The 17,669-nt window shown below is 70.8% G+C and carries 16 protein-coding genes and 1 riboswitch; of the genes, 10 read left to right on the forward strand and 6 right to left on the reverse strand.

The window, feature by feature from the left end:
* The first annotated feature begins 8 nt into the window (after nucleotides 1-8).
* From PQV94_RS01975 to PQV94_RS01985, 3 genes are read left to right on the forward strand one after another with little or no spacing between them, the layout of a single operon-like run.
* The gene (locus PQV94_RS01975) at nucleotides 9-935 is read left to right on the forward strand and encodes a J domain-containing protein (RefSeq protein ID WP_274287130.1); all 927 of its coding nucleotides are present in this window, start codon (nucleotides 9-11) and stop codon (nucleotides 933-935) included.
* A gap of 52 nt (nucleotides 936-987) precedes the next feature.
* On the forward strand, nucleotides 988-2,295 hold the full coding sequence (locus PQV94_RS01980; RefSeq protein WP_274287131.1) for an SLC13 family permease: 1,308 nt from the start codon (nucleotides 988-990) through the stop codon (nucleotides 2,293-2,295).
* Nucleotides 2,296-2,329: 34 nt separating this feature from the next.
* A complete protein-coding gene (locus PQV94_RS01985; protein ID WP_274287132.1) occupies nucleotides 2,330-2,707 on the forward strand; it encodes a PPOX class F420-dependent oxidoreductase in 378 nt (125 codons plus the stop codon).
* Between the two features lie 19 nt (nucleotides 2,708-2,726).
* On the opposite strand, the gene PQV94_RS01990 is transcribed toward PQV94_RS01985, so the two are convergent.
* Nucleotides 2,727-4,313 carry a D-alanyl-D-alanine carboxypeptidase family protein gene (locus tag PQV94_RS01990; RefSeq protein ID WP_274287133.1) on the reverse strand — a complete coding sequence of 529 codons (1,587 nt, stop codon included), beginning with the start codon at nucleotides 4,311-4,313 and terminating at the stop codon, nucleotides 2,727-2,729.
* Between the two features lie 37 nt (nucleotides 4,314-4,350).
* Nucleotides 4,351-4,461: riboswitch (TPP riboswitch) on the forward strand.
* Between PQV94_RS01990 and PQV94_RS01995 the strand changes: the two genes are divergently transcribed.
* From PQV94_RS01995 to PQV94_RS02025, 7 genes are all read left to right on the forward strand, one after another.
* Nucleotides 4,454-5,092: an ECF transporter S component gene (locus tag PQV94_RS01995; protein WP_274287134.1), complete on the forward strand. Its 639-nt coding sequence runs from the start codon at nucleotides 4,454-4,456 to the stop codon at nucleotides 5,090-5,092. Its footprint overlaps the riboswitch before it by 8 nt.
* Entirely contained in the window at nucleotides 5,089-6,552 is a 1,464-nt protein-coding gene (locus tag PQV94_RS02000) for an ABC transporter ATP-binding protein (protein WP_274287135.1), read from the forward strand. Before PQV94_RS01995 ends, PQV94_RS02000 begins: the two co-directional genes overlap by 4 nt.
* A complete protein-coding gene (locus tag PQV94_RS02005) occupies nucleotides 6,549-7,334 on the forward strand; it encodes an energy-coupling factor transporter transmembrane component T family protein (RefSeq protein WP_274287136.1) in 786 nt (261 codons plus the stop codon). Before PQV94_RS02000 ends, PQV94_RS02005 begins: the two co-directional genes overlap by 4 nt.
* A 96-nt stretch (nucleotides 7,335-7,430) precedes the next feature.
* Nucleotides 7,431-8,192, forward strand: a complete 762-nt coding sequence (locus PQV94_RS02010) for an SDR family NAD(P)-dependent oxidoreductase (RefSeq protein WP_274287137.1) — start codon at nucleotides 7,431-7,433, stop codon at nucleotides 8,190-8,192.
* Nucleotides 8,189-8,959 (forward strand): enoyl-CoA hydratase/isomerase family protein, encoded by a 771-nt coding sequence (locus tag PQV94_RS02015; protein WP_274287138.1) that lies wholly within the window; start codon nucleotides 8,189-8,191, stop codon nucleotides 8,957-8,959. The genes PQV94_RS02010 and PQV94_RS02015 overlap by 4 nt, the downstream gene beginning before the upstream one ends.
* A 22-nt stretch (nucleotides 8,960-8,981) precedes the next feature.
* Nucleotides 8,982-9,824, forward strand: a complete 843-nt coding sequence (locus PQV94_RS02020) for an SDR family oxidoreductase (RefSeq protein ID WP_274287139.1) — start codon at nucleotides 8,982-8,984, stop codon at nucleotides 9,822-9,824.
* 55 nt (nucleotides 9,825-9,879) lie between these two features.
* Entirely contained in the window at nucleotides 9,880-11,349 is a 1,470-nt protein-coding gene (locus PQV94_RS02025; RefSeq protein WP_274287140.1) for a DUF4407 domain-containing protein, read from the forward strand.
* 115 nt (nucleotides 11,350-11,464) lie between these two features.
* Here PQV94_RS02025 and PQV94_RS02030 read toward each other — a convergent pair whose 3' ends face one another.
* The 5 genes from PQV94_RS02030 to PQV94_RS02050 form a co-directional block, all read right to left on the reverse strand.
* Entirely contained in the window at nucleotides 11,465-11,998 is a 534-nt protein-coding gene (locus tag PQV94_RS02030) for an AAA family ATPase (RefSeq protein ID WP_274287141.1), read from the reverse strand.
* 245 nt (nucleotides 11,999-12,243) lie between these two features.
* Nucleotides 12,244-13,086 (reverse strand): Cof-type HAD-IIB family hydrolase, encoded by an 843-nt coding sequence (locus tag PQV94_RS02035; RefSeq protein ID WP_443192715.1) that lies wholly within the window; start codon nucleotides 13,084-13,086, stop codon nucleotides 12,244-12,246.
* 117 nt (nucleotides 13,087-13,203) lie between these two features.
* On the reverse strand, nucleotides 13,204-14,622 hold the full coding sequence (locus PQV94_RS02040; RefSeq protein ID WP_274287143.1) for a glycoside hydrolase family 1 protein: 1,419 nt from the start codon (nucleotides 14,620-14,622) through the stop codon (nucleotides 13,204-13,206).
* Nucleotides 14,623-14,692: 70 nt separating this feature from the next.
* Nucleotides 14,693-16,549, reverse strand: coding sequence for a beta-glucoside-specific PTS transporter subunit IIABC (locus PQV94_RS02045; protein WP_274287144.1), 1,857 nt, complete (start codon nucleotides 16,547-16,549; stop codon nucleotides 14,693-14,695).
* A 186-nt stretch (nucleotides 16,550-16,735) separates the two neighbouring features.
* Nucleotides 16,736-17,665 (reverse strand): PRD domain-containing protein, encoded by a 930-nt coding sequence (locus PQV94_RS02050; RefSeq protein WP_274287145.1) that lies wholly within the window; start codon nucleotides 17,663-17,665, stop codon nucleotides 16,736-16,738.
* Nucleotides 17,666-17,669: the final 4 nt, after the last annotated feature.

Genomic DNA, 17,669 nt, shown 5'->3' on the forward strand with positions numbered 1-17,669 from the left:
GAGGCGGCGTGTTCGACAGTCCCCTCTCCGCATCCGCGTACGACATCCTCCAGGTCGCGGCCGATGCCGATGACGAGACGCTGCGCCGTGCCTTCCGGGTGCGGTTGCGCGAGACGCATCCCGACACCGGCGGCGACGCCGTGCGCTTCGTCGAGGTGCAGCGCGCGTGGGAGCTCGTGGGCACGCCGGAGGCGCGAGCGGCGTACGACCGCGGCCGGGGCGCGGTGAGTGCCGCACCCGAGGCGGAGGGCGCGTGGACGCCGCCGCGTGCGCGGCAGGACACGCGTCCGCGCGCACGGTCGGCCGGCCAGCCCGGCGGATGGCGACGCGAGCGCTACCTCACCCTCATCCGTGAATGGGTGGGACGCGGCACCGAAGTGCCCGACCCCTACGACGCGCAGCTGGTGCGCTCGGCGCCGCGCGAGATCCGTCGCCTCCTTGCCGACGCGCTCGCCGAGGAGGCGACCGCGCGCATTGTTGCCGACCTCGGCATGGGCTACAGCGTCTGGCACGACGTCGCCGCATCCGGTCGCAGCGGAGATCTCGACGAGAAACTCGATCACATCGTGCTCGGTCCGAGCGGCCTGTACGGCGTGCTGTCGGAGGACTTCGGCGGCCCCGTCGGCTTCCGCCGCGGCGAGATCATCGGCCCCGCCGTCGTCGGCGCTCCCGTCAGCGACCTGCTCTCGCGGATGCGGGTCGTCGCCCGTGCCGCGCGGGTGCGTTTCAGCGGCGCCATCGTCGTGCTGCCCGACAACGACCTCGCCCAGCAGATCACCGAGCTCGGCAGCGTACGCGGCACACCCGTCGTGGTCGCCGGCCGCTCGGCGCTGGCCACCGTGCTGCGCCGCGGCGTGACGGGGGCGCGCGACATCGGCGGCAACGAGGTCTTCGACGTGCGCACGCGGCTCGACGCCACGGTGCGCTTCGTCTGATCGCACGGTCTCGCACCGGATGCGGCGAACGGCCCGCCGCTAGCGTGGAGGTATGGACCCCATCGCCGCCACGTTCCTCATCCTGGGGCTGGCGGTGCTCGCGTTCCTCTCCGGCCGCGTGCCCCTGGAGGTCGTGGCGATCGGCGTCGCGCTCGCCCTCTGGGCAACGGGTGTGCTCACCCTTCCCGAAGCACTCGCCGGCTTCGGCGATCCCACGGTGCTGTTCATCGCCAGCCTGTTCGTCGTGGCCAGCGCGCTCGAGCGCAGCGGCATCACTCGCTGGCTCGGGGGCCTGATCGTCGCGCGCGCCGGTCATCGCCGTAGCCCGGTCATCGCCGCGCTCGGTGCCCTCGTCGCGGTGCTGACCGCCTTTCTCAGCATCAACGGCGCTGTGGCCGCCCTGGTGCCCGTCGCCGCAGTGATCGCCCGGCGCGCCCGCATCCCCGCGTCGAAGGTCATGATCCCGCTGGCCTTCCTCGCATCCGCGGCGTCGCTGCTCACGCTCACCGGGACGCCCGTGAACGTCGTGGTCTCGGAGCTCGCCGAGGCGGAGACCGGTCGCGGATTCGGCTTCGCGGAGTTCGCGCTCGTCGGCCTGCCGCTGCTGGGCGGCGCCCTTGCGGTCATCATCCTGTTCGGCGACCGTCTGCTGCCCGCCCGACCGGATGCCCTCCCGGACCCCGTGCCCGGTCCTCGTGAGGCGGAGACGCTGTCGCTGGTGCCCGAGACCGTGCGCACGGGCGCCGTGCGGACCGTGCGCACCGGGATGCGGCGCGGGGCCCGGCGCACACTCGTCATCACCGGCATCATGGTTGTCCTTCTGGCGACCGGACTCACGCCGCCCGCGGTGGCGGGCCTGGTGGCGGCCGGTGCCCTCGTGCTCACCCGCGTCGTCACGCTTCCCGCCCTGTATCAGGACATCTCGTGGACGACGCTCGTGCTCATCGCCGGCATGATCCCGCTCTCGGCAGCCTTCTTGCAGACGGGCGCGGCGGAGGTCGTGGCCGACGGCGTCCTCCGCGTCGTGGGCTCGGCCGATCCGCATCTCGCCCTGCTCGCCGTCTGCGTGGTCACCGTCGTTCTCGGCCAGTTCATCTCGAACGTCGCGACGGTACTGATCGTCGCGCCCGTCGCCACGGCGATCGCGGTGAACCTCGGGGTCAGCCCCATCACCTTCCTCATGGCGCTGACCGTCGCGGGCGCCGCATCCTTCCTGACGCCCGTCGCGACCCCGGCCAACCTCATGGTCCTGGCCCCCGGCGGATACCGCTTCGGCGACTACTGGCGCCTCGGGCTCCCGCTCGCCCTGCTGTTCCTCGCCGCAGCCGTGCTGTACGTGCCGCTCATCTGGCGGTTCTGAGCCGACGCCTATCCGGCTCTGGCAGGCTGATGCGGTGATCACCGATGCCGCGCGCGCGTTCCTGTCCGAGTACCACCTCGCCACGCTGTCCACGCTGGACCGGCAGGGCCGCATCCACTCGGTGCCGGTCGGCATCACCTACGAGGACGGCATCGTGCGGGTGATCGGCTCCCGCGGCACGCAGAAGTTCCTCAACGTCGAGCGCACGGGCCGGGCGAGCGTCAACACCGTCGACGGTCGCCGCTGGCTCAGCTTCGAGGGTCCGGCGCGCGTCGTCGAGGATACGGATTCGGTGGCCCATGCGGTCGAGCTCTACACCCGCCGCTACCGCGAGCCCCGCCCGAACCCCGACCGCGTCGCGCTGGAGATCACGGTCGAGCGCGTGCTCGGCTCCCCCGACTTCCGCGTCTGAGCCCCCTCGGCCGGATCGTTCAGACGAGGCCGAACAGCTCGAGCGGGTGGGTCAGACGCCACCAGGGGCTCGGTCCGTCCAGTTCGCCGTCGAGAACGACGTCCACCGTCGACTGGTCCTTCGGGCCGGTCGCGACGAGCGAGCCGACGACGTCGCCCTGCTCGCTCGCGTCGCCGAGATCGAACGAGGTCGCCACGGTCGCGGCGGAGCCGTTCCACAGCACCACGTCGGCGTCGGCCGCGGTCACGATCGGGACCGTCGCGCCCCACTTCGTCTCGACCTGACCGACGGTCGTGCCGGCCGCGACGGAAGGCTTGAGCTGCAGCTCCTGCTCGACCTGGGCGAACAGTGCGCGCGTGGCCGCATCCCGCGTCTCGACGTCGGGCTGTCCGAGCGTCGCGGCGTAGATGCGCACAGTGGTGTCGCCGATTGTGACATCCTTCGCGGCGAGCAGGTTGTAGGAGTCGAGGGTACCGGTCTTGAGGCCGACGACGCCGGGGTCCGCGAGCAGTTTGTTCGTGTTCTCGACGAGACCGGCGCCGGGAAGCTCGACGGAGGGTGTACGCACGATCTCGGCGATGACGGGGTCGGCCAGCGCGCGCTTGGCGACCTCGAGCAGCGCCTCGGGGGTGGCCGCGTTCTCCGCCTCGATGCCGGCGGGGCCCGCGATCGTGATGCCCGAGACGCCGTGGGCGGCGAGCCAGTCGTTGGCTGCTCGCGCGTACACCGCGTTGTTGGGCCAGATGGTGTCGGCGAGGCGATCGGCGTAGTTGTTCGCGGAACCCATGAGCATGCCCTGCAGCATCTGGTACTCGGTCAACGTTCCGCCCACCGGAACGTTGAGAGCCGACTCGCCGTTGCGGCGATACGACCAGTAGCTGCTCTCATCGGCCGCGCTGAACGCGAACTCCTGGCCCTGTTCGCCTGGGGCGAGGGGCAGCTGGTCGAGCACGACCATCGCCGTCACGACCTTGGTGATGCTGGCGATCGAACGCGCGTCGGCGCTCGACGCGATGGGCGAGCCGACGCCGTCGACGACGACGGCGGCACTGCCCGCGCCGGGCCATGCCCCGACAGCCGCCGCCGAGGGAGTGGCCTCGACCGCGGACGCCTGCACCGTGGGGGCGACGGCGTGCAGCGGCCACAGCAGCGTCGTGCCGCAGTACGCCGCGATCACGGCGACGATCAGCGCGATCGGAACGAGGACGCCGGGACGCCATGGGGTGCGGCGGGGTGCGCGGGCGAGCAGGTCCGCGGCGACGGGGGTGAACGACGCCGCGCCGGCGGCCTCGAGCTGGGGGACCGCACGGGACGCGTGGGTGACGGTCGTCTCATCGACCCAGCTCAGCGCCGTGGTCGCCGGCGGCACGACGACCGGCACGGATGCGGCCGCATCCTGCGCTGGGGACGGGGTGGCGCCATCGGTCGTGTCGTCGAAGCTCGCGGCGGCGATGAGCGCGGGCGTGGATGCGGCATCCGCCGGCACGGAAGGCACCTCGATCTCGAGGTCGTCGGGCGGCAGCGGCGCCTCGTCGACGTGCGGCTCGTCGCGGCCGCCGCGGCGCAGCGAACGCCGAGTGGGCGGGGTCGGGCCAGTCACGGTCACCCGCCTACGGTAGCGCGAGCTGCGGGTCTATACTCGGCACGTCAACCACGGGAGTCCGGTGAGCCGGGCTGAGAGGAAGCGGATCCACGCTTCGACCGTCGAACCTGATCCGGATCATGCCGGCGCAGGAAGGAGCATCAATGCACACGTCCACGTCCACATCCGCTCGTTCATCCCTCGCCTCCCGGTGGCGGTGGCGAGTGGTCGACATCGTCGTCGCCAGCGTGATCGGTGTCGCGGCGGGTGTCATCTTCTGGGTCTGGGGCCAGGCCTGGACGCCGCTGAGCACGGCGCTCGCGTTCCTGCCGGGGCTCGAGGGTGTGCTCGCCGGGGGCTGGCTGTTCGCGGGTGTGCTCACGGGGCTCATCATCCGCAAGCCGGGTGCCGCGCTGTACGGCGAGATCGTCGCCGCCGTCGTCTCCATGGCGCTCGGCACGCAGTGGGGCTTCACGACCTTCATCTGGGGTGTCGTGCAGGGCGTGGGCGCCGAGCTCGGCTTCGCGCTGTTCGCCTACGCCAACTACCGGCTCTGGGTCGCTCTCGTCTCGGGTGCGCTCACGGGGCTGGCCGTGGCGCTGCTCGACACCAACTTCTCCTCTATCGCCGCGTACGACATCGGTCCCCGTGCGATCTACTTCGTCTCGGCGATCGTCTCGGGCGTCCTCATCGCGGGCCTCGTCTCGTGGCTCATCGCCCGGGCGCTCGCCGCGACGGGGGCTCTCGACCGGTTCGCCTCCGGACGTCAGGCGCGCATCGTCGAAGCCGCCGACGCGGCGTGACGCACGGCGCGCGGGTCGTCGCCCGCGGGTGGGGGTGGCGGCACGCGGGCCGCAGGCGCTGGGCCGTCGCCGACATCGACCTCACGATCGAGCCCGGTGAGCGGGTGCTGCTGCTGGGAGCGAGCGGTGCGGGCAAGTCGACGCTGCTGCGCGCCTTCGCCGGGGTGCTGGGCGGCGACGAGGACGGCGAGGCCACGGGGGAGCTGACCGTCGACGGCCAGCTCCCCGCATCCGTCCGCGGTGTCGCCGGCATGGTGCTGCAGGATCCCGACGCGCAGGTGATCCTCGCCCGCGTCGGCGACGACGTCGCGTTCGGCTGCGAGAACCTGGGGGTTCCCGCCGACGAGATCTGGTCGCGGGTCGGTGAAGCCCTGGAGGCGGTGGGTCTGTCGGTGCCGCTCGACCACCCCACGTCTGCACTGTCGGGCGGGCAGAAGCAGCGGCTCGCGCTCGCCGGTGCACTGGCCATGCGTCCGAAGCTCCTGCTGCTCGACGAGCCCACGGCCAATCTCGATCCCGACGGCGCGGTGCAGGTGCGGGATGCGGTCGCCGCCGTCGCCGCCCGCACCGGGGCGACGCTCGTGGTCGTCGAGCACCGTGTCGACCTGTGGGCCGAGCTCGTCGACCGTGTCGTCGTGCTCGCTCCCGACGGCGGGGTACTTGCGGACGGTGTCCCCGCCGACGTCTTCGCCGCGGCCTCGGATGCCCTGACCGATGCCGGCGTGTGGGTGCCCGGGGTGCCGGTGCAGATCAGCCCGCGTCCGCGCACCGGCGCGGCATCGTCGCTCGTGGTCGGCACGGGCCTCGCCGTCGGACGCCGGCGGGCGGCCCGTCGTGAGGCGCTCGCCGCCGCATCCGGGATCGACGTGCAGCTGAGCGCGGGTCGGGCGCTCGCGATCACGGGAGCCAACGGCGCCGGCAAGTCCACGCTCGCGCTCACCCTGGCGGGGCTGCTGCCGCCGATCGGCGGTCAGGTGCGAGCGGCGGATGCGTTGGCCGCCGGCATAGGACCCGATCCGTCCCGATGGCGCGCCGCGCAGTTGCTCACCCGCATCGGCACCGTCTTCCAGGAACCCGAGCACCAGCTGCTCACCGCGCGCGTGCGCGACGAGCTCGCCGTCGGTCCTCGCGCGCTGGGGCTGTCCGAAGCGGAGGTGGCCGCGCGGATCGATCCGCTGCTCGAACGCCTGCGCCTGGGACGCCTCGCTGAGGTGAACCCCTTCACGCTCTCCGGCGGGGAGAAGCGTCGGTTGACGGTTGCGGCCGTGCTCGCGACCGCGCCCCGCGTCATCCTGCTCGACGAGCCGACCTACGGCCAGGACGCGCGCACCTGGCGGGAGCTCGCGGAGCTGATCGACGAGCTGCGTGCCGACGGCACCGCGATCGGCTTCGTCTCGCACGATCCCTCCCTCGTCGCGCAGCTCGCCGACGACGAGCTGCGGCTGGGGCGGGCCTCATGAGCCTGTTCGCGATCGACGCCTCGGCGAGCCCGCTGGGCCGGATCAACCCGGTCGCCAAACTCGCCGCGACCCTCGTCGTCTCGGTCACCCTGCTGCTCTCGATCGACCCGGTCTCGGCAGCCGTCACACTCGCGGCCACCCTCGTGCTGCTGGCGTTCTCGCGGCTGCGGGCGCGCGAGGTGTGGCTGCGCGTGTGGCCGATCGCGGTCGCCGCGCTCATCGGCGGTGCCGCCACCGTGCTGTACGGCCGGCCTTCCGGCGCGGTGTTCTTCGAGTGGGGGCTCGTGCGCGTCAGTGAGGGCTCGCTCTCCCTCGCGGCCGCCATCGTGCTGCGTGTGCTGGCGATCGCACTGCCGTCCGTCGTCCTGTTCATCACGACCGACCCCACCGACCTCGCCGACGGTCTCGCCCAGCTGCTGCGTCTTCCCGCCCGCTTCGTGCTCGGTGCACTCGCCGGCCTGCGCCTGGTGGGCCTGCTGGTCGACGACTGGCGTGAGCTCGCCCTGGCCCGGCGTGCACGAGGGGTGGCCGATCGCGGCCGCATCCGCCGCTTCCTCGGTCAGGCGTTCGCCCTCTTCGTGCTCTCCATCCGCCGCGGCACGAAGCTCGCGACGGCCATGGAGGCCCGCGGCTTCGGGTCCGACGCACCGCGCACGTGGGCCCGGCCGTCGCGGCTGGGCTGGCGCGACGCGGTGCTGCTCGCCCTCGCCGCGGTGATCGCCGCCGCATCCGTGACCGCGGCGGTGCTCGCCGGCACCTGGACCCTCGTCTTCGCCCTCTGACCCGGGGCGGCGCTCCGGGTGCCCGCTGAGGGGCGTGACGATGGGACCGGGTGCCGCGTAAGGTGGAACCCGATACCGACGTACGAAGGAGAACGTATGGATGTCGCGGGCGCATCCGCGCTGATCACGGGCGGCGCGAGCGGACTCGGCTGGGCCACGGCTCAGCGACTCGCCGCCGAGGGGGCGCACGTCGTCCTCGTCGACCTGCCGTCCTCGGCGGGCGCGGAACGCGCGGCCGAGCTGGGCGGCACGTTCGCTGCGGCCGATGTCACGAGTCCCGAGCAGATCGCGGATGCGGTCGCCGCCGCATCCGCCGTCGCGCCCCTTCGCGTGGTCGTCAACTGCGCGGGCATCGCGCCGCCGGCCAAGGTTCTCGATCGAGAGGGCGTCCCGACGCCTCTCGCCGACTTCGAGAAGCTCGTGCGCGTGAACCTCGTCGGCACCTACAACGTCATCGCCCAGTCGTCGGCCGCGATCGCCCGCACCGAACCGACCGCGGGCGGTGATCGGGGCGTCATCGTGAACACGGCGTCGGTCGCCGCGTTCGACGGGCAGATCGGGCAGCCGGCGTACTCCGCGTCCAAGGGCGGCGTGCACGCCATGACCCTGCCGATCGCCCGCGAACTCGCCCGCCACGCGATCCGGGTCGTCACGATCGCGCCGGGCATCATGGAGACGCCGATGCTCGCGGGTCTGCCGCAGCCGGCGCAGGACTCGCTCGGTCAGCAGGTGCCCTACCCCGCCCGCCTCGGACGGCCCGACGAGTATGCGGGTCTCGTGGCCGAGATCGTGCGCAACGGCTACCTCAACGGCGAGACGATCCGTCTCGACGGCGCGATTCGGATGGCTCCGCGATGAGCGCCGACTCGATTCGGGTGGAGATCGCCGACGGTATCGCCCGCGTGACGCTGAATCGTCCCGATCGCCTGAACGCGATGGACTTCGCCATGGGCGAGCGCTGGCGGGACGTCGCCCGGCAGGTCACCGCCGATCCCGCGGTCGGCGCCGTGCTCCTGGATGCGGCCGGCCCCGCCTTCTGCGCCGGCGGCGACGTGATCTCCATGGCGACCTCCGGCGCCGCGGGCAGCGATGTCACAGCCGCAGCCCACGTGATCCACGAGGGCATCCGTGCCTTCACCGAGTCCCACGTGCCCGTCGTCGCCGCCGTTCAGGGGGCGGTCGCCGGCGGCGGACTGGGGCTCATGCTCACGGCGGACTACATCGTCGCGACCGAGGGGGCGAAGTTCGTCAGCCGGTACGCGAACATCGGCCTCACGCCCGATCTCGGCGTCTCGACCCTGCTGGCCGCCGCCGTCGGCCCGCGCCGCGCGCTGCAGCTGCTCCTCCAGGACCGCACGCTCTCGGCGGTCGAGGCGCTCGAATGGGGACTGGTCGCGGAGGTGGTCGCCGACCCCGCATCCCGTGCTCTCGAGATCGCCCGCTTCTGGCTCGACGGTGCGACGGGCGCGTTCGGCCAGGCCAAGCGGCTCGTCCGCTCCGGCGCCGACCGCTCCTTCGCCGAGAACCTCGACGACGAGGCGCGCACGATCGGCGCCGCCTTCGACACCCCCGAGGCGAAGGCCCGCATCCAGGCGTTCGCCGCCGCATCCGCCCGCCGCGGGTGAATCCGACGCACCAAGGAGACCCATGACCGAGCAGAAGCCGCTCGCCGGCAAGACCATCCTCATGTCGGGCGGCAGCCGCGGCATCGGCCTCGCGATCGCGCTGCGCGCGGCCCGCGACGGCGCGAACATCGCCCTGCTCGCCAAGACCGACACCCCGCATCCGAAACTCGAGGGCACCGTGCACACCGCCGCGGCGGCGATCGAGGAGGCAGGCGGGCATGCGCTGCCTCTCGTCGGCGACGTGCGCAACGAGGACGACATCACGCAGGCGGTGCTGACCGCCCACGGCGAGTTCGGCGGCATCGACATCGTCCTCAACAACGCGTCGGTCATCGATCTGTCAGGCTCTCTCGAGCTCACGACGAAGAAGTACGACCTCATGCAGGATGTCAACGTGCGCGGCACGTTCCTGCTCTCCCGCGCCGCGGTGCCGATGCTGAAGGATGCGGAGAACCCGCACATCCTGTCGCTGTCGCCGCCGCTGAACCTCTCGCCCCGCTGGCTCGGAGCCCACACCGGCTACACGCTCGCGAAGTACGGGATGACGATGGCGACCCTCGGCATGGCCGCGGAGTTCGCGGATGCGGGCATCGCCGCCAACACGCTGTGGCCGCGGACGACGATCGCGACCGCCGCCGTGCAGTTCTCGCTGGGTGGCGAGCGGATGATGGCCGTCAGTCGCACGCCCGAGATCTATGCGGATGCGGCGTACGAGGTGATCACGCGGCCCGCACGTCAGTACACGGGCCAGACGCTCATCGTCGAAGACGTGCTCGCCGATGCGGGCGTCACCGACCTCTCCGGCTACGCCGCCGTGCCCGGCACCCCCGACTCGGCGATGTTCCCCGACATCTTCCTCGACTGAGCGCGCTCGGGCGGCTCGCACCTGTCACACAGGCAGGGCCTCCTACCCTTGCGCAGTGTCATTCTCCGCGCATCGACCCGGCCGCTTCGGCTCCGACGGCCGCATCGACCTCGAGTCGCAGCCCGAAGAGGAGGCGTTGTACCTGAGCGACGTCCGCCCCTCCGACGACGTCGCGACCGGTCCGACCGAGGTGATCGACCCGATCGACGAGCCCGAGGCTGAGGCCTCCGTTCCTGACCCCGCGCCTCCCGTGGTGCGCGAGCGACGGAGCCCTCGCCGCCGTCCTCGTCAGCCGCTCTCGCGCACCCTCGCGGTGCTGGGCGGCGCCGAAGGCGAGGTGCTCGATGACGTTCCGAGCGAGACGCCGCGCTTCGTGCAGATGTTCTTCGTGCTGGTCGGCACCGCGCTCGTCTCCGCTCTCTCGATGGGGTTCGCACTCGTCACCGGTGTGCAGATCGCCGTCTGGGCCGCTGTGCCGCTCGCGATCATCTGGGCTCTCATCATCTTCAACCTCGATCGCTTCCTCACCTCCACGATGCGCTCGACCCGCAACGTGTGGCGCCTGCTCGGTCTCGCGTTCCCGCGCGTCATCATGGCCGCACTCATCGGCATCGTGGTCGCCGAGCCGCTCGTGCTGCAGGTGTTCCACAACGACATCGCGCGAGAGGTCAACTCGACCAACGTCGTGCAGGCGCAGTCCGACCAGGATGCGGTCGCCAACGGTCCCGAGAAGCAGGCGCTGGATGCCGCATCCGCCTCGCTCGCAGCCCTCCAGAACCAGGCGGCGACCGGCATCGTCGCGGGAACCTCCTCGACCTCGGCCGAGTCCGTGGCGGCGCAGGCGAACGTCGACCAGCTCACCCAGCAGCTCGCCGCGCAGCAGGGCGTGATCGATCAGGCCCGCGCGCTGTACCAGTGCGAGCTCACCGGCGAGGGAGCGGGCACCGTCCCCGGCTGCACCGGCGTGCAAGGATCGGGGACGAGCTCGGACGCCGCCCGGGCGCAGCTCACGCAGGCGCAGTCCGCGTACGACGCCCTCGCCACGCAGCTCAGCCAGGCGCAGGCGGCCCTCACCGCGGCCAACGCGGCCGGGACGGATGCGGCCGCCGCATCCGCCGACCAGAACAAGAAGCAGGCCGAGGACCAGCTGCCCGCCGCGCAGGCGCAGTACGACGCAGCGCTCGCCGCGTACAACGAGCGCGCCGCATCCATCGCCGGAGGCAACGCGCAGGCGGTCGGGCTGCTCAGCCAGATCAGCGCGCTGGAACGGCTGTCCGAGCGCGAGCCCACTCTTGCCTGGGCGCACTGGCTCATCGCGGCGCTGTTCTTCATGATCGAGCTGCTGCCGGTGCTCGTGAAGGTGCTGACGAGCTTCGGCGACCCTTCGATCTACGAGAAGGCCGATGCCCTCCGCCGGCAGGTGTCGCTCGATCGGGTCACCGCGAAGACGTGGCACGAGCGTGCGGCGATCGTCACCGCGCCCGCACCGCCCGCATCCGGCCCTCCCGCCGCCGCGGCGCCGTAGCGCGGAATCCTTCCTCCAACCCGCGAGACTGCATTTCGATCACGAGATCACTGTCATTACCCGTGAATTCGTGCTCGAAATGCAGTCTCGCGCCGGGAGGCTCGGCGGATGCCGGCTACGCAGGATCCCAACGGAGGACGGCATCGAGCAGGTCCGCCGTCGGGTGCACGCCGTCGAGCCGGAGGACCGGTTTGCCGAGCGCGGCGAGCCACGCTTCGTGGGTCGCTCGGCTCCGCCCGTCGAACGTCGGATCGTCGTAGCTCTGCGCCCAGTCCCGGAACACTTCCCAGGCCGGGTCATCGAGGGGGCGGCCCTCCCGCCGGCGCCGCTCGCGGGCCTCGAGCCGCCGCATCCGCTCCGTGGGATCCAGCGTGACGAACACGACGGCATCGCACTCCGCGGCGATGCCGTCGCCCCAGCCCATCATCGATCCGGAGAGCACCCATGCCGGACGCGGCACGAAGATCGCTCGCATGAGCGCCACCCGATCGGCATCCGCGCGCTTCTCGGTGAACGGCGGGTCGGTGGGTAGCCAGAAGTAGTCGTCGGCGTCCGCGTGCGGCACGCTCCATGCCGAGGCGAGGGCCGCGCCGAGCGTCGTGGTGCCGCTGCCGCTCGCTCCCAGGATGTGGATCCGTGCGCGTCGCATGAACCCATCCTCGCAACGCGCGCCGCACCCGTCACCCCGACCCGTGAGTTCGGCCGGGGCAGGATGCGGGCCGGGACAGGATGCAGTGGCGTGCCTCATCCGTCCGGGGGGCGACCGGTCGCCGCGCGCGTGCCGCCACACTTCTGCGCAGATGCGCCAGTCAATGACAGCTGCATCTGCGCAGAAGTGGCGCATCTGCGCAACTGCGACGCAACTCGGGCACGGAGGAGAGGGAGCCCCCGGGGTCAGATGAGGCCGTGGCGGACGAAGGCGTTGTGCACGCCGTCGTCGAGCACCGCGGTCGTGACCTCGTCGGCCAGGTCCTTCAGCTCCTGCGCCGCGTTGCCCATAGCGATGCCGGTGCCGCACACCTGGAACATCTCCACGTCGTTCCAGCTGTCGCCGATGCCGATCGCGTCGGCGGCATCGATTCCGAGGTGGTCGAGCACGGCGGTGATCGCCGAGCCCTTCGTGACGCCCTGCATGCCGATCTCGCCGTTGGTGCCACCCGGAAGCGGGATGCTGCCCGGCACGACGTGGAAGCGATCGCCGAGTTCGGACTGCGCGCGCGAGACCGCATCCGTCGAGTCGCTGAGGAAGACCGCCTTGGCGACGCGGGTGCGGTCCACAGTGGCCAGATCGCGGAAGCGGGGTCGACCCTGCGGCGCCGTCTGCGGCTCGTCGCCGGCGAGCTGAGCGCGCAACGACGAGAGCATCGCGACGACCGCGGCCTGCACCTCGGCCGAGGCATACACGGCCTCGTCCGTCTGGAGGAAATAGTGGATGCCGTGCGAGTCGAAGAATCGCTCCAACCGGTCGACCGCATCCGCCGGCATGGGATCGGCGACGATCTCCTCCTCGCCTGCAACGGCGTACGCACCGCCGTTGGTGATCGCCCCGTCGAAGCCGATCTCCCGCACGGCGGGATGGATGTCGCCGGCCGAGCGGCCCGTGCTGAGGTACACGAGCGCGCCGCGCTCGCGGGCGGTGCGGATCGCCGCCACCGTGGAGGGCGCGATCGTGGTGCCGTGATCGAGGATCGTGCCGTCGACGTCGAGGAATGCGATGCGGGGAGGGGTCACGATGATCCATTCTCCCCGCTCCCGCCTGGGAGGCGCGTCGGGGTGAGTCGGGCAGGACGGCACAGGCGTGTGCCCACGAGACGTTCCGCGGGGAACGGTCGTGGGCACACGCGCGGCGTGGTCTCAGCGGGTGAGGCTGGCGCCGTTCGTACGGATGACCTCGGCGTACCAGCCGAACGACTTCTTCTCGAAGCGCTCGAGCGTGCCGGTGCCGTCGTCGTTGCGGTCGACGTAGATGAATCCGTACCGCTTGCTCAGCTGGGCGGTGGAGGCGCTGACGATGTCGATGCAGCCCCACGAGGTGTAGCCCAGCACGTTCACGCCGTCGGTGATGGCTTCGCCGACCTGCACGAGGTGATCGTTGAGGTAGGCGATGCGGTAGTCGTCGATGACGGTCTTGACGCCGTCGACCTCCACCAGCTCGTCCCTGGCGCCCAGGCCGTTCTCGACGATGAACAGCGGCTTCTGCCAGCGGTCCCAGAACTGGTTGAGCACGAGACGCAGACCCACCGGATCGATCTGCCAGCCCCACTCGCTCGCCTCGAGCGTGGGATTGGGCACGCCGCCCATGATGTTGCCCTCACCGGTGACCTTCTTGGCGGGGTCGGCAGTCTGAGCGACCGACATGTAGTAGCTGAACGAGACGAAGTCGACCGTGTTCGTCAGGTCCTCGCGGTCCTGATCGGTGATCTCGAGCTCGATGCCCTTCTCGCGGAGAGTGCGCAGGAAGTAGCCGGGGTACGCACCGCGCGTGTGCACGTCGCCGTAGACGAGGTTGGAGTGGTCGAAGTCCATGACGGCGAGGGCATCGGCGGGCGACGGCGTCAGCGGGTACACGGGCATCGACAGCACCATGCAGCCGATCTGCGCGTTCGGGGCGACCTCGCGGGCGATGCGCGTGGCGCGAGCGGATGCGACCAGCTCGTGGTGCATGGCCTGGTACAGCTGCGCGTCGCTCAGCTGCTCCTTCGGGGTGTTGATGCCGCCCGACATGAACGGGGCGTGCAGCAGCGAGTTGATCTCGTTGAAGGTCAGCCAGTACTTCACACGCGAGCCGTAGCGCTCGAACAGCGTGCGGGCGTAGTTCTCGTAGAAGCCGATGAGGCGGCGGTCGGTCCAGCCGTCGTAGGTCTCGGCCAGGTGCAGCGGCGTCTCGTAGTGCGAGATCGTCACGAGCGGCTCGATGCCGTGCTTCTCGAGCTCGTCGAGCACGCGGTCGTAGAACGCGAGGCCTTCCTCGTTCGGCTCGGTCTCGTCGCCCTTCGGGAAGATGCGGCTCCAGGCGATCGAGAAACGGTAGACCCCGAAGCCCATCTTGGCGAACAGGGCGATGTCCTCCGCGTAGCGGTGGTAGAAGTCGACGGCCTCGAGCTTGAGGTTGTCGGCCGTGGGCTCGGCCGTGCGCGGGCCGACGATGCCGCGGGGCATGACGTCCTGGACCGACAGGCCCTTGCCGCCCTGATCGTAGGCGCCCTCGACCTGGTTGGCGGCGGTGGCGCCGCCCCAGAGGAAGCCCTGGGGGAACGGGGTGGTGGTGCTCATGGTTCTCTTCCGTTTCGTATCTCGGATGCGGCGTGCGGGCGGGAGCCTCGGCCCCCGCCCGCACGGGGTGTCACTTGGCGGCGACGACCTGCTCGACGGCGACGGCGAAGAACAGCGGCTCACCGTGTGCGATCGGACCGGATGCGGGCGAGCCGACAGCCGGGTACAGGTCGGCGTTGGTGACGATGACGGGGGTCGTCAGGTCGTAACCGGCCGCGGCGATCGCCTCGAGGTCGAACTCGACGAGCAGGTCGCCCTTGCTCACCTGCTGTCCGCTGGTGACCTTGAGGCTGAAGTGCTCGCCCGCGAGCTTGACGGTGTCGATACCGATGTGGATCAGCACCTCCGCGCCGTCCGCGTGACGCAGGCCGATGGCGTGACCGGTCGGGAACGCGGCGACCACGGTCGCATCGAACGGGGCGTAGAGCGCGCCGCTGCGAGGGATGATGGCGACGCCCTGGCCGAGCGAACCGTCGGCGAAGGCCGCATCCGGCGTCTCGGACAGCGGGACCACGGTGCCGTCCACCGGGCTGAAGACCTCGAGGTCGGTGCTCTCCGCGGGGGCGACGGCGTCCTCGGCCGGCTCCTTGAAGCCCACGATCACCGTGAGCAGGAAGGGAACGATGATGGCGGCACCGAGGCCGAGGGCGAGGAAGACCATGTTGCCGTTGCCGAGCAGGGCGGGGATCGCCAGGCCCGACGGCACCACGAACGCGGTCGAGAAGACGCCGCCGAGCGAGATGATCGCGCCGCCGATCGCGCCGCCGACGATACCGAAGGCGAACGGGCGCTTGAGGGGCAGGTTCACACCGTAGATGGCGGGCTCGGTGATGCCGGCGAGGAAGCCCGAGAGCGTCGCCGGGGCGGCGAGCGACTTCAGGTTCTTGTTGCGAGCGCGCAGCCACACGCCGGCCACCGCGGCTGCCTGCGCGAGGACGGCCGCGAAGACGGGGGCCACGAGGAACAGCTGACCGTTGTTCTGCAGTTCGAGCTGGAACAGCGGCACGAGGCCCCAGTGCAGACCGAAGATCACGAACACCTGCCACAGGCCGCCCATGACGGCGCCACCCAGCCACGGCACGGTCTCGAAGACCCAGCCGATGCCCGAGCCGACCCAGCCGCTGATGATGGCGGAGATCGGGCCGATGACGACGAAGACGAGGGGCACCGCGATGAGCACCACGATCATGGGGGTGACGAACCGGCGGACCGCGGCCGGGAGCTTCGCGTAGAGGAAGCGCTCGGCGTGGCTCTGCAGCCAGACCACGATGATGATCGGGATGACGCTCGAGACGTAGTTGACCATCGTGAACGGGATGCCGAAGAAGGTGAGATCCGGAGCTCCGACGAGCGCCGTGATGCTCGGATACAGGAGTGCGCCGGCGATGGCGAGCGAGGTGAACTCGGACGCCTTGAAGTAACGCGCGGCCGTGATCGCGAGCGCGAGCGGCAGGAAGTTGATGAACGCGTCGGACAGCGCGTTCAGCACGACGTAGGTCGACGTGGTCGTGTCGATCCAGCCGAACGTCACGGCCGCGGCCAGGAACGCCTTCAGCAGTCCGGTGCCGGCGAGGGCCCAGAGCGCGGGGGTGAAGATCGCGGAGATCATCGCGATGAAGCGGTTGAACAGGTTGCCCTTCGGGGCATCCTGCGCCGGGGAGGACGACCCGCCCGAGCCGCCGAACTTGGAGATCTTGCCGATCTCCGCGTACACCTCGGGCACCTCGTTGCCGATGACGACCTGGTACTGGCCGCCGGCCTGGGCCACGGTGACGACGCCGGGAACGGCCTTGATCGAGGCCGCATCCGCCTTGCCCTCGTCCTTGAGGACGAAGCGCAGTCGGGTGGCGCAGTGGACCAGCGAGGTGATGTTCTCCTCGCCGCCGACGCCCTTCAGGACGCCGGCTGCTGTCTTCGAGTAGTCCATCTCGGACTCCCTCTTTCCGCCGCATCAGCGCGGCACTCGCGTGGGTGACGCGCCGGGTCGGGCCGTTTCCGGGCAACAAAAAAACCTGAACTCGTTCACCGTCGGTCAAGACGATGTGAGTTCAGGTTTTGCCTGCTGCCGCAGTAACAATCCGTCGCGTCGCAGGGCTTCTCCGCCCTGCGCGAGTTACCGTAGCACCTCTTCGATGCCGCCGCCACCGTCGCCCGGTTCGGCCTTCGCGCCGACCTGCGAAGCCAGTCGCTCGACGTGCACGATGAGATACAGCAGCTCCTCGTCGGTGAGGTCGGAGCCGGTCGCCGCGCGCACGTAGGCCTTCACCTGCTCGGCGATCGCGTAGGAGCGCGGGTAGCTGTGTTTGGCGAACTCGAAGAACGAGGTGTCGTTCGATCGCAGCATGGTCTTGGAGACCAGCCGCTGCAGCAGGAACTGCACGTGCAGGATGAAGCGCGCGTAGTCGGGGCTCTCGACGTCGAGGGTGACGCCCAGACCCGTCTCCACCGTGGTCGCCACGTGCTGCACGCGCCGGAACAGGAGGGCCGCCGTGCCGTTGGGCTCGTCGCGGGTCGCGTTCAGCAGGTGCATCGTGAGGAAGACGGCCTCCTCGGGCGGAAGCTCACGTTCCAGCGCGGTGGCGATGTGGGCGGCCATGTGTTCGGCCGCGCGGAACTCGTGCGGATGCAGCACCCGCAACTCGGGCATGTGGGTCGCGGGGATGCGCACGCCCTGATCGAGGCGCTCCAGCACGTACTGGATGTGGTCGATGACCGGGATCACGAGCCGTCGACCGAGGTGGTGGCCGAGTTCGCGCTCGGCCAGGTCGACGGCGCCGGTGACCGCTTCGATGACCGGGTAGGGCACATCCGTGAGCAGCTGGCGCTCCCGCTCGCCCTCGGCGCCGGAGTCGAGGACGAACGTCTTCTCGACCTTCGCCGGATCCAGCCGGTCCTCGGGCTTCAGCTGGAACCCGAGGCCGCGCCCCATGAGCACGCGCTCGCGACCGTGCTCGTCGATCGAGATGACGACGTTGTTGTTGAGGACCTTGTGCGCGACGACGTGGTTCTCGCGCGCGCCATCGCGCCCTTCGGGTGAGGGCATGCGT

The sequence above is a fragment of the Microbacterium sp. Clip185 genome, assembly GCF_028743715.1.
Classification (GTDB): domain Bacteria; phylum Actinomycetota; class Actinomycetes; order Actinomycetales; family Microbacteriaceae; genus Microbacterium.